This is a genomic window from Pseudomonas sp. AK106 (assembly GCF_053903055.1).
Genome location: NZ_CP096426.1, coordinates 588,677 through 600,892 on the forward strand (window position 1 = coordinate 588,677; position 12,216 = coordinate 600,892).

The window sequence follows — 12,216 nt, forward strand, 5'->3', positions numbered from 1 at the left end:
CACCCAGATGACAGGTTTTGCGACGACTTCGTCGCCGATCGCGGGACAAGCCACGCTCCTACACGAGCGCGCGCGGCTGCTCAATGCGAATGCCGCGGCTCGCCGCTGCGTGCAATCACCCGCAAATGCAGCGTTGCCGGCTCCAGACATCCGCCAGTGGACAACTGCCCCACCAACTGCCGATACAGCTCCTGCCACGGGGTTTGGGAGGGGGGCATCTTCGGCTCGAACAGCGCGCGGCGTGCGGCCATTTCCTCGTCGCTGACCAGCACGTTGACGCTGCGGTTATTCAAATCCACGCGCAGCCGGTCGTTGGTTTTCAGCAGCGCCAGGCCACCGCCCACCGCTGCTTCTGGCGACATATTGAGGATTGAAGGGCTGGCCGAGGTGCCGCTCTGCCGGCCATCGCCCAGGCACGGCAGCGAATCGATGCCTTGTTTGATCAGCGCAGACGGCGGCGCCATGTTCACCACTTCGGCGCTGCCGGGATAACCGACCGTGCCAGCGCCACGGATCACCAGAATGCAGCGCTCGTCGATTTCCAGCGAAGGATCGTTGATCCGAGCGTGATAGTCCTCCGGGCCCTCGAACACGATCGCTCGCGCCTCGAAACTGTTCTCCGCGCCGGGCTCGGACAGGTAGGTCTTGCGGAACGCCTCGCCGACCACCGACATCTTCATGATCGCGCTGTCGAAAAAATTACCGCTCAACACGATAAAGCCCGCGCGGTGTTTGAGCGGGTCTTCGTACGGACGAATCACGTCGGAGTCGTGGGCGACGGCGTTACGCACGATGTCGCCGATGGTTTTGCCGGAGACCGTATAGCAGTCTTCATGCAGCTTGCCGGCCTTCTGCAGCTCGTGCATCACCGCCGGCACGCCGCCTGCGCGGTGGAAGCCTTCGCCCAGATACTTCCCGGCCGGCATGCAATTGACCAGCAACGGCACGTCTTCGCCGATGCGCTGCCAGTCGTCGAGGCTTAACTCGACGCCCATGTGCCGGGCGATGGCGATCAGGTGCGGCGGGCAGTTGCTTGAAGCGCCCAACGCGGAGGCGACCGCGATTGCGTTTTCAAACGCCTCGCGGGTCATGATCTGCGAAGGGCGCACGTCTTCGCGGACCAGACCGCAGATGCGTTTGCCGGTCATGTAGGCCATCTGCCCGCGCTCGCGGTACGCCGCCGGAATGCTCGCGCAACCGGGCAGCGACATGCCCAGTGCTTCGGCCAGCGCGTTCATCGAAAGCGCCGTGCCCATGGTGTTGCAGTGGCCGACCGACGGCGACGCGGCGGTGGTCATTTCCATGAAGCCTTCGTAATTAATCTCGCCGGCCGCCATTAAATTCCGCGCGTGCCACAGCACCGTGCCGGAACCGATCAATTCGCCCTTGTGACGACCGTCGAGCATCGGCCCGCCGGACAACACGATGGCCGGCAGGTCGGTGGTCGCCGCTGCCATAAGGCAGGCCGGCGTGGTTTTGTCGCAACCGGTGGTCAGAACGACGCCATCCAGCGGGTAGCCGTGAAGAATTTCCACCAGCCCGAGGTACGCCAGGTTTCGGTCCAGGGCCGCGGTCGGCCGGCGCGTCTGCTCGGCCATCGGGTGCACCGGAAACTCCATCGGAATGCCGCCTGCATCACGGATGCCGGCTTTGACCCGCTGGGCGAGCTCAAGGTGATGACGGTTGCAGGGCGCCAGATCAGAACCCGTCTGGGCGATGCCGATGATCGGTCGGCCCGATTGCAGCTCCTCGCGGGTCAGGCCGTAGTTCATGTAGCGCTCGACGTACAGCGCCGTCATGTCAGCGTGTTCCGGATCATCGAACCATTGCTGGCTGCGAAGGGGGCGTTTCGGCGTGTCGGACATGGTTCGGGTCTCTCTTGGAATTAGGTGTGCTGCGTAGGTGTTCAGCGTTACAACAAACCGCGCACGGCAAGATTGCGTATCAACGCGCCGACGCCGAACCTCCACGGCGCCGCGTCACTGCTGTGGGTCACCTCATTGTGCAGCCCGCCGAGCAGGCTGCTGCTGATACTGACCTGATCGCCCAACTTGTGGGTGAAACCGCCGCCGACATGGTCACGGTCGGCGGTCGGGGCGAAGAGGGTACCGAGAAACAGCAGGAAGCCGTCCGGGTATTGATGGTTGGCGTTGAGCGCCTGTCCGGCGATGTCGGCCGGATCACGACTGATCTGCGACATCGAGCTTGAGCCTTTCATCACGTAGCCGTCATCGCCTTTTACCTGCAGATCGACCACGCAGTTGCGCACGTCATCCAGGGAGAAGGTTTCGTCGAACAGCCGAATGAACGGGCCGATTGAGCACGAGGCGTTATTGTCCTTTGCCTTGCTCAGCAGCAGCGCGCTGCGGCCTTCGAAGTCACGCAGATTGACGTCGTTACCCAAGGTCGCGCCGTGGATATGCCCGCGGCTGTTCACCGCCAGCACCACTTCCGGCTCGGGGTTATTCCACTCGGATTTCGGATGAATGCCCACCTGGCTGCCGCTGCCCACTGCCGCCAGCACCGGCGCTTTGGTGAAAATCTCGGCGTCCGGGCCGATGCCGACTTCAAGGTACTGCGACCACATGCCTTGCTCGATCAGCAGCGCCTTGAGTGTGCGGGCTTGTTCGGAGCCCGGTTTGATGTTGCGCAGGTTGTCGCCAATCGCGTTCTGCACGATGGCGCGTACGCTCTCCGCCTTGGCCGGGTCGCCCGCCGCTTGTTCCTCGATCACCCGTTCGATCATGCTCGCCGCGAAGGTGACGCCGGCGGCCTTGATCACTTGCAGGTCCGCCGGTGCCAGCAAGTGTGGTTTGTTCGGATCGGGCGTTGCGGTCGAATTCGCCAGCAATTCTTCGAGACTGGCGACGCGCGTACCCTGGGCTTCGCGAACGGCGGCCAATGGCGAGTCGACCTCCAGCAAGTCGCTCAACGTGGCGAAGCTCGACGAAAGATCGAACACCCCGTCGCTGCGCACCACCACGGGCGACGGGCCGCCAACTTTACCGGGCACCCAGGCGCGGCCGATCAGCGTGCCATTCAGGCCGTCGGCGGGGAGGGTGTTTTCGGGAGTGAGCTGAATCGGCATGGTGAAGTCCTCAACGCTTTTTATGATTTATCAACGACCCTAATCAGCGCCGTCGATAAACTCCAATGACATCTGCTCAAGAATCGATAACATTGGGTTATCGCTTATTGAGGCCGCGCTCATGTCGGACATTTCATTTTCCACGGTCTGTAACTGGCTCAAGTTCAAGCATCTGGTGCTCATCGAAACCCTCGCGCGCACTCGCAACATGCACGCGGCAGCGCAACACATGAACCTCAGCCAACCGGCGGTGAGCAAAATGCTGCGCGAGATCGAGCGGCTGCTGGGTTTTGATGTGTTCGAGCGTCTGCCGCGGAACATGCCGCCGACCGCCCTCGGTGAACACGTGGTGCGCTACGCGCAGATCGCCCTGAACGACGCGAGCAAGTTCGTTGATCAGATCAGCAGTCTGCGCGAGGGCGGGCATGGTTTCCTGAAGGTGGGGGCGATCTTCGCGGCGACCGCGGTGGTGCTGCCGGAAGCCATCGTGCAGTTGAAAGCGCGCTGGCCGCTGCTGTCGATCGAGGTGGTTGAGCAGACCAGCGACCATTTAATGGAAATGCTCGACGACAAGAAGCTTGATCTCGCGGTGGCGCGCTACACCAACGAAAACCAACAGCAGGTGTATGACTTTCAGGCGCTGGCGCCGGAGCCATTCTGCATGGTCGTCAACAGTCGTCACCCGCTGATCGAATTGCCGCAGACGCCGCTGCAAGCGCTCGGAAACTGGCCATGGATTCTGTATCCGCTGGGCACGCCCATTCGCGCACGGATGGAGCAGGCCTTCGCCAAAGCCGGCATCCCCACCCCAAAGAACACCATTGACACCATCTCCATGCAGACCTTTCTCCAGGTGCTGCAGGCAGGGCCGATGATCGCCATGTTGCCAGCCTCGATGGCGCAGCCGCATCTGGATTCCGGTTTGCTGAAAGTGCTGAACACGCCGCTGAAACTGGCGCCCCAGGATTACGGAATTCTCACCCGCCGTGGTGAGCCGTTACTCGGCGCTGCATCGGAATTCGCCGAGATCCTGCTGGCAAATGCAAGGCTGGCCCATCAATAGGCGATAACGCAGCGTTATCAATCAATGGAAACAAGTCATTATCCTAATCAATGCTGTTGTCAGTACCATCGGCCCGTGTTTCGACCCTCACATAACAACAATACAGGCGCCCTCGAGTGCCTGGAGGTCCCACCATGGAAACCGTTTCCCAGCGCCTGCCCGAGTCCTCGGGTCCCGGGCACGCCAACTTTGAAGACCGCACCTACCGCAAAGTCATTCTGCGCATCCTTCCCGTCCTGCTCCTGTGTTACATGGCGGCCTACCTCGACCGCGTGAACATCGGCTTCGCCAAGCTGGACATGCTCAACGACCTGCAATTCAGCAACACCATCTATGCCCTCGGCGCGAGCATGTTCTTCTGGGGCTATTTCCTCTTCGAAGTCCCGAGCAACCTGTTGCTGCATCGCTTCGGCGCGCGGTTCTGGATCGCCCGGATCATGCTCACCTGGGCCATCGTGTCCATGGCCGTCGCGTTTACCGTGCCGCTGGCGAAGTTTTTCCACATCGAGTCGGAAACCATGTTCTACGTGCTGCGCTTTTTGCTCGGCATCTGTGAGGCAGGCTTCTTTCCCGGCGTCATCCTTTACCTCAACTACTGGTTTCCTACCCGTCGGCAAAGCCGGGTGATGGCAGGTTTCCTCATGGCGATGCCCATCAGTCTGACGCTGGGCGGTGTGATTTCCGGCTGGTTGATGACCCGAATGCAGGGCGTCAACGGCATGGCCGGCTGGCAGTGGCTGCTGATCATCGAAGGCCTGCCTTCGGTGGTGATGGCATTCGTGGTGCTGGCGTTTATGGCCAATAACATCGACGCGGCCAAATGGCTGTCGCCCCAGGAAAAGGCCATGCTCAAGGCCAATCTGGAGAATGACAGCAAAGGCAAGGCGACGAATTTGCGCGAGGTGTTTTTCAACGGACGCGTGTGGCTGCTGGTGCTGATCCTGCTGACGTTCAACACCGGGTTCTACGGGCTGGCGTTCTGGATGCCATCAATCATCAAAAGCGCCGGCGTCTCCAACCCGATGGACATTGGCCTGCTGACGGCCATTCCCTATGGCATCGCGGTGATCGCCATGACCCTCAACGCGCGGCATTCCAACAAGACCGGCGAGCGCCGCTGGCACGCAGCGATTCCGGCGATCATCGGCGGCATCGGCTTGATCCTCAGCGCCTACTTCGCCAGCAACGTGGTGCTGTCGATCATCTTCCTCAGCGTGTCCGCGTCCGGCGTGCTGAGCCTGATGCCGATCTACTGGACCCTCCCGGGCACCGTTCTGTCCGGCGTCGCGGCCGCTGCGGGGATCGGCATGATCAACGCCATCGGCAACCTGTCAGGCTTCACCGGTTCGATGATCACCGCCGTCGCCGAGAACCTCACCGGCAACATCAACAACGGCACCTACGTGCTGGGCGCCTGCTTGTTCATCAGCGCCGGACTGATTCTGTCGATCCCTCGGGCGATGCTGGGCAATCACAAGGCCGAAGCGCCTGCGCGAGGCGAGGTGCTTTCTCACGCGTAGACGAGAATCAGGGCCTGCCATCGCCAGCCGCGATGGCAGGCTCGCCATTGCCTGATATACGCCGCTCACGGTCACTCCTAGCATCGGTCGCACATGACCTCGCCGTCGGCGAAATGGAGAAGACCTTGTGAGAAATTTCCGGATTGGCCAGATCGTCCCCAGCTCCAACACCACCATGGAAACCGAGATCCCGGCGATGCTCACGTCGCGGTACTCCCTGTTTCCGGACGAGCGCTTCACCTTCCACTCCTCCCGCATGCGCATGATGAAAGTCAGCCCCGAAGAACTGAAGAAGATGGACATCGACAGCGACCGCTGCGCGCTGGAATTGAGCGATGCACGGGTCGATGTCATGGCGTATGCCTGCCTGGTGGCAATCATGTGCCAGGGCGCCGGTTACCACAAAATCTCCCAGGAGCGCTTGAGCAAAACCGTCGCCACCAACGCCTCCGATGCACCGGTGCTCAGCTCGGCCGGCGCGCTGATCGACAGCCTGCAGATGCTCGACTACAAGAAAGTGTCGATCATCACACCCTACATGAAGCCACTCACCCAACAGGTCATCGACTACATCGAAGCGGCCGGAATCGAGGTGGTGGACGCCATCAGCCTGGAAGTCTCCGACAACCTGCAAGTCGGTCGCCTCGACCCGATGGATCTGGTTTCCCACGCCGACCGGCTCAACATCGGGCAAGCCGATGGCGTCGTGCTGTCGTGCTGCGTGCAGATGCCGTCGCTGCCCGCCATCCAGGTCGTACAGGATCGGCTGGATAAGCCGGTGCTGTCCGCGTCCGTGGCGACCGTCTACCAGATGCTTAAAACCCTCGGCCTCAAAGCGCAGGTTCCCAACGCCGGCCATCTGTTATCCGGCGCGTTCTGAGGCGATGCCTGACGGGGTACTATGGCGGCCACTCAGGCCAGCACGCCCGGTACCCCACATGAAACTCGACCCTGTCTCGCTGCGCCTCTTCGTCAGCGTCGTCGAAGAAGGCACCATCGCTGCCGCTGCCAAGCGCGAACACATCGCGGCGGCGGCCGTCAGCAAGCGGCTCAGCGAACTGGAAGAGCTGCTCGACTCGCGACTGCTCACCCGCACCAATAAAGGCATCACGCCGACCGACGCCGGCCTGTCGCTGTTGTTCATGGCCCGCAGCGCACTGAACAACCTTAACGACATCGTCCTGCAGATGCGCGACTACTCCAACGGCACGCGCGGCTCGGTGCACGTGCTGGCGAACATCTCCGCGATCACCCAATTCATGCCCGGCTTGATCAAGTCGTTCATGGCGCTGTACCCGCTCATCAACATCGTCCTCGAAGAACAACAAAGCCTGGCGATCACCAAAGCCGTCGCCGAAAACCGCGCCGAGATCGGCATATTCACGCGCTTGCCCCACGGCGCCGACATCGAAGTCTTCCCGTTCCGCACTGATCGCCTCGTATTGATCGTGCCCAACGACCACCCGCTGGCAGGCCGCGAATCTGTTCGTTTCAGCGACACCCTCGACCACGAATACGTCGCCCTGCGCAGCGGCACCCACCTGAATTTCCAGCTGATCAAAGCCGCCAATGACCTCGGCCGCTCCCTGAGAATCCGCATGGAGGTCGCCAGCTATGACGCTTTGAGCCTGATGGTTCAGGCCGGCGTCGGCATCGGCATCATGCCCGAGGGCAGCGTAGGGATTTACCGAATGGACGGCGCGAAAGTGGTTCAGCTGGAAGAGGAATGGGCCAGTCGCGAACTCAACGTTTGTGTGAGGTCGCGGGAAGGGTTGTCGGTGGCGGGGGCGTTGTTTTTGCGGCATGTGTTGGCGGGGTGAGGTTGATCGCCGGTATCCTCGACCATCGCCGAACGGACCCCCATCCCTATGCTGATTTTTGATTGCACCAAAGACGCTGCTGATTTTTTCTCGAAAAAAGTGAAGGGCGAAATCATCAGCGCTGTGCAGCCCTCCGCCGCTGCCCAATCGCTGGAAGCGGACAGCGCAGCCCACGATCGAGTGGATCGCTGGCAACTGCACACGTCACCAAATTCGGCAGGACTCATGTCCTGCTCGCCATGAAAGTCGACACGCGCTACGCGATGATGTTTGTGGGTCTGAAACGCAACGACGTGCAGGGTTTTCTGCAGCAGTTCAACGCTCGATACCTTCTTGAAATGCTTGTGTTGGCGGGTAATGTTCGCGGGCAAATTCCGCCTCAGGCTGAGCTCCAGCGACACGTCGACGTGTGGGAAGAAAGCCTCCAACCCGTACATTTTTTCAAGCGTAGCGACCGAAGCGTTCAGGCGCATATCAATGATGTGCTCTACATGGCTGCATACGATGCCTACGAAGGAGAAGGGCTGCCAGTTGAGGCGCCGGATCTCATCGCTTTCGGTGAGGTGCCCAACGGGATGTTTCGAACAATCAGGGGCGGGGATTACTTCATTCCGGCTGAGCTGGAGCTGAAGCAGGCTTTTCCGAGGTTCGGAATGGTGATGACCGAGGTGGAGATTTCGGAGGGGTATAAGAGCTGGAGGTCACGTCGACGTGAGCAAGATCTTGGGCCTGAATTTGAGGATTAACACATAGAAGATCAGGACTTCGCGTGCAAAAAGAGCCCATGTTGAGCCACTTGAAAGAACGCTCGAATCGCTCAAAACCATGATGCAGCCAGTGTAAGGAAGCACAGATGAACAGACTTGAACGGATCAAAGGCTGCCTGCTCGGCGGCGCGGTGGGCGATGCGCTGGGTGCGCCGGTCGAATTTCTCAAATGGAACGACATCCGCGCCACGTTCGGTGCGCGTGGCATTGTCGATTTTGCCCCGGCTTACGGTCGCTTGGGCGCCGTTACCGACGATACGCAAATGATGCTCTTCACCGCTGAAGGTCTGCTGCGCGCCCATGTGCGCGGTATCTCCCGCGGTATTTGCCACATACCCGGCGTCATCCACCATGCGTTGCTGCGCTGGTTGATGACCCAGGACTACTCGCCTGCCATCAAAAGCGTCAGCCTGGATGGCTGGCTGGTGAAGGAGCGCGAGTTGTGGTCCCGCCGCGCGCCCGGCCTCACCTGTCTAAGCGCATTGAAGGCCAGTACGGAATTTGGCTCTTTCGCCCAAAACGACAGCAAAGGCTGTGGCGCCGTCATGCGCGTTGCGCCGTGCGCATTCTTCCGCAACGCCTTCGACGTCGCCGCTGACTCCGGCCGTCTGACCCACGGTCACCCAACGGGCTACCTGGCTGGCGGTCTTTTCGCTGACATTCTCCAGCGCATCGTCGACCGCCAAGACAGCCTCGAAGACGCCATCGCCAACAGCCTGTCAGAGCACGGCCAGAAACCCGGCATGGAAGAAACACGTGCGCTGGTCGAACGCGTGCTGTTCTTTTGCTACGAAGGCCACCGCCCAACCCCCGAGCGGATCGAGGAATTGGGCGGCGGATGGATCGCGGAGGAAGCCTTGGCCATTGGCATCTGGTGCGCACTCACGGCGACGTCGTTCGAAGACGGCGTGATCAATGCCGTGAATCACAGCGGGGACAGTGACAGCACCGGGCTGATTGCCGGGCATTTGCTGGGTATTCAGCACGGCGTTAAAGCGATCCCGGATCGCTGGCTTGCGCCGCTTGAGTTGCGTGGGGTGATTGAGGCGATGGCGGAGGATATAGAGCGGGTGCCGAGGGTGTTTACGGGTTATGGCGGGGAGTTTGATGACGAGATTTGGGAGCGGTATCCGGGAGGCTAATCCTTTAGATGCCTTATGCATCGAGGGTTGTCGAGTCATTGCTCCAGCAGCGAGTTTTTGCTTGATGCTGGGAACTTGCCGTTGCAACTCAGTATTCTACGAAATAGTCGCTATCCAGCTGCCTCACTTCGTAAACCTGTCTCACGCTACAGCCGAGATTGTTTTCGACCATCAGTCTGGCGAGCTCCGGGCCGTCGATCAGCACTACCTTTATATCCAGGCTCATCGCCGCGTTACGAGCACCATCCGAAAAGTCCGACGTGGTGATGAACACACCTTTGCGAGCGCGCTGGCGGGTGAGGGCGCCAATGAACTTGTCGATCTCCGGGCGGTGTACGGTGTTGGTCCAGCGCTTGGCTTGCAGGTAGATGACGTCCAGCCCTAGCTTGTCCTCCTTGATGATGCCGTCAATGCCGTCATCGTTAGTTTGCTGCGTTGCTTGACCCGCTTCCTTGCGTGAGCCGCCGTAGCCCATGGCAATCATGAGGTCGACCACCAGTTGCTCAAAAAAGGTCGGCGAGGCTGCCCGTACTTGGGCCAGCAGATCACCGGCTAGTGACTGCGTCAAAGCTTGATGTGCTGCGGCCAGTTGCTCATCAGGGGTAGCTTGTTCGGTCGGATCACCCTGCAAGATTAGCGGTGGACTGTCGGCGGGACTCGACGTATGAAAAGCTGCAAATTCGGGAAATTGTTTGAGCCAGCTAACGGTGATGCGTGCCGGGCCAGTGCTCAGGGCCTCCCGACCGCGTTCCGTGATCTGCACCATACCTTTGGTAGGAATGCTTAGAAGCCCGGCTTTGTTCAAATAAGTCCGTCCCCAGCCGACCCGATTGTTCATCACCGTCTGCTTACCTGATGGCAAACGCTCGCTGCGTTCGTCTTCACTGAGTTGGAAATCGCTGGCGATGCGCTCACGCAGTTCGCCCAAAGCTAGCGGCACGCCGTCGGCAACGGTGCTTAGTATCGGTCGCATGACACTTTGAAAATCCGGGATGGGCATCGATGACTTCCTTTTCAGTTGGCTAGCCTGAGCTGTGCATTGCAGCGCAGTTGTTCGTAATGAAGTAGGGCGTTGACCCCGACACTTTGCCACATCACGATGGCCAGCTTTGTAGAACTTCGCCATTGAAGCCTCATTCTGAGATGACTACGGCTACAGATGATATCTGTGGCTCCGGGCGTTTAACTCATGGTGGTATTCCGGCTGACAACTGTCCTCAGCCTTAGTAATGAGGACACTCGATGCCTATCGAATGATGGCATCGAGACTGGTTGCTCGATGCGCCGCATCTGACTAGCTCCTACTGGTGAACTACTAAGAAATCCTTAGTGGTTGGTTGTTCCAACGGTACGGATGCCGCGCAGATACAAGTCCGACGGACCAAGTGGGGTACGCGGCGCAGTTGATCCTCAAACCGAAGGGAGTGGTTGCGAAACAGGATTGGAAGCGATGTGGCACGCTGCTGGGGGGGCGCCAGGTTCTAGTCCGGGGCCGTCGGGGGTGTCAGAAATTTTGTGTTCGGGCATAACATGAGTAAGAGGTGCATGTATGCCAACCAAAAAGAAACCTGCGTTACGCGAGCTACCAAAAATCCCTAAAGAGCTGCTCGAGCAGTTCGGCGGCGGATTGATGACCGCTGAAGCCATCGAGGACGCCTCCGCGGCGTTCAAGAAGGCATTGATCGAGCGAGCCCTGAGTGCCGAACTCGGCCATCACCTGGGCTATCCGTCGGGCGCGCAGCGCCCAGAGGATGAAACTAACCAGCGTAACGGCAAAAGCGGCAAGACGGTTCTGACCGGGGATGGCCCGATCCGGCTGGATATTCCTCGCGACCGAGACGGTAGCTTTTCGCCCATTTTGATCCCCAAGCACGAGCGCCGTTACACCGGTTTTGACGACAAAATAATCGCCATGTACGCCCGAGGAATGACGGTCAGGGAAATCCGCGCTTTCCTCTCCGAGCAGTATGGTACGGACGTTTCGCCTGACTTCATCAGCTCTGTCACCGACGAGGTCATGGCTGAGATCGGTGCGTGGCAACAGCGGCCTCTGGAGCCGATGTATCCGGTTATTTTCTTCGATGCCCTGCGTGTCAAAATTCGCGAAGAAGGACTGGTGCGCAACAAGGCGATCTACTTGGCGCTTGGTGTTTTGCCTGACGGCACACGCGACATCCTGGGCATCTGGATCGAAAATACCGAGGGCGCGAAGTTCTGGATGAAAGTATTCAACGACCTCAAAACACGCGGCGTTGAAGATGTGCTGATCGCCGTAACTGATGGGCTCAAAGGCATGCCAGAGGCCCTTGGCGCTGTCTTTCCAGCTACAACACTGCAAACCTGCATCGTCCATTTGATCCGTAATAGCCTTGATTACGTGGCTTGGGATAAGCGGCGCGAATTGGCCAAGGCGCTCAAGCCGATCTACCAGGCGGTCACCGCAGAAGCGGCCGAACAGGCGCTGGATGCGTTCGAAGCCGGGCCATGGGGCAAGCAATATCCAACGGTAGTAGCTTCATGGCGGCGTGCGTGGGATCGCGTCATTCCATTTTTCGTTTTCCCGCCAGCAATCCGAAAGGTGATCTACACCACCAATGCCATCGAGAGCATCAACGCTCAGCTACGAAAGATCATCAAGACTCGCGGCCACTTCCCGACCGACGATGCAGCAACCAAACTGATCTGGCTGGGGCTGCGCAATATCACTGCAAACTGGGGCTCTGCGGCCCATGACTGGAAGAGTGCAATGAATCAATTTGCGATTCTGTACGGAGATCGATTTATCAGGCCGGCCTGGTAAGAGCACGGCCTGCCTA

11 protein-coding genes are annotated in these 12,216 nt (G+C 59.7%); 8 read left to right on the forward strand and 3 right to left on the reverse strand.

All coding sequences use genetic code 11. The annotated features are described in order from the left end of the window. Positions 1-80: 80 nt before the first annotated feature. Complete coding sequence (locus M1E04_RS02770; protein WP_456292350.1) at positions 81-1,865, reverse strand: IlvD/Edd family dehydratase; 1,785 nt, start codon at positions 1,863-1,865, stop codon at positions 81-83. A 47-nt stretch (positions 1,866-1,912) separates the two neighbouring features. Then, positions 1,913-3,088, reverse strand: a complete 1,176-nt coding sequence (locus M1E04_RS02775) for a fumarylacetoacetate hydrolase family protein (protein WP_296313256.1) — start codon at positions 3,086-3,088, stop codon at positions 1,913-1,915. 121 nt (positions 3,089-3,209) lie between these two features. Between M1E04_RS02775 and M1E04_RS02780 the strand changes: the two genes are divergently transcribed. From M1E04_RS02780 to M1E04_RS02810, 7 genes are all read left to right on the forward strand, one after another. Next, positions 3,210-4,151: a LysR family transcriptional regulator gene (locus tag M1E04_RS02780; RefSeq protein ID WP_065988416.1), complete on the forward strand. Its 942-nt coding sequence runs from the start codon at positions 3,210-3,212 to the stop codon at positions 4,149-4,151. A gap of 134 nt (positions 4,152-4,285) precedes the next feature. Then, on the forward strand, positions 4,286-5,671 hold the full coding sequence (locus M1E04_RS02785) for an MFS transporter (RefSeq protein WP_369319243.1): 1,386 nt from the start codon (positions 4,286-4,288) through the stop codon (positions 5,669-5,671). A 127-nt stretch (positions 5,672-5,798) separates the two neighbouring features. Next, entirely contained in the window at positions 5,799-6,551 is a 753-nt protein-coding gene (locus tag M1E04_RS02790; RefSeq protein ID WP_456292351.1) for a maleate cis-trans isomerase family protein, read from the forward strand. Positions 6,552-6,609: 58 nt separating this feature from the next. Beyond that, positions 6,610-7,491: a LysR family transcriptional regulator gene (locus M1E04_RS02795; protein ID WP_369319241.1), complete on the forward strand. Its 882-nt coding sequence runs from the start codon at positions 6,610-6,612 to the stop codon at positions 7,489-7,491. A 48-nt stretch (positions 7,492-7,539) separates the two neighbouring features. Continuing rightward, positions 7,540-7,734 carry a hypothetical protein gene (locus M1E04_RS02800; protein ID WP_456292352.1) on the forward strand — a complete coding sequence of 65 codons (195 nt, stop codon included), beginning with the start codon at positions 7,540-7,542 and terminating at the stop codon, positions 7,732-7,734. Next, positions 7,731-8,237, forward strand: a complete 507-nt coding sequence (locus M1E04_RS02805; protein ID WP_456292353.1) for a DUF6933 domain-containing protein — start codon at positions 7,731-7,733, stop codon at positions 8,235-8,237. The genes M1E04_RS02800 and M1E04_RS02805 overlap by 4 nt, the downstream gene beginning before the upstream one ends. A 107-nt stretch (positions 8,238-8,344) precedes the next feature. Further along, the gene (locus tag M1E04_RS02810; RefSeq protein ID WP_456292354.1) at positions 8,345-9,400 is read left to right on the forward strand and encodes an ADP-ribosylglycohydrolase family protein; all 1,056 of its coding nucleotides are present in this window, start codon (positions 8,345-8,347) and stop codon (positions 9,398-9,400) included. Positions 9,401-9,488: 88 nt separating this feature from the next. Here the strand turns inward: M1E04_RS02810 and M1E04_RS02815 are convergent, their stop codons facing one another. Then, entirely contained in the window at positions 9,489-10,400 is a 912-nt protein-coding gene (locus tag M1E04_RS02815) for a restriction endonuclease (protein ID WP_369319228.1), read from the reverse strand. 549 nt (positions 10,401-10,949) lie between these two features. On the opposite strand from M1E04_RS02815, the gene M1E04_RS02820 reads away from it, so the two are divergent. After that, a complete protein-coding gene (locus M1E04_RS02820; RefSeq protein WP_456292355.1) occupies positions 10,950-12,200 on the forward strand; it encodes an IS256 family transposase in 1,251 nt (416 codons plus the stop codon). Positions 12,201-12,216 lie beyond the last annotated feature (16 nt).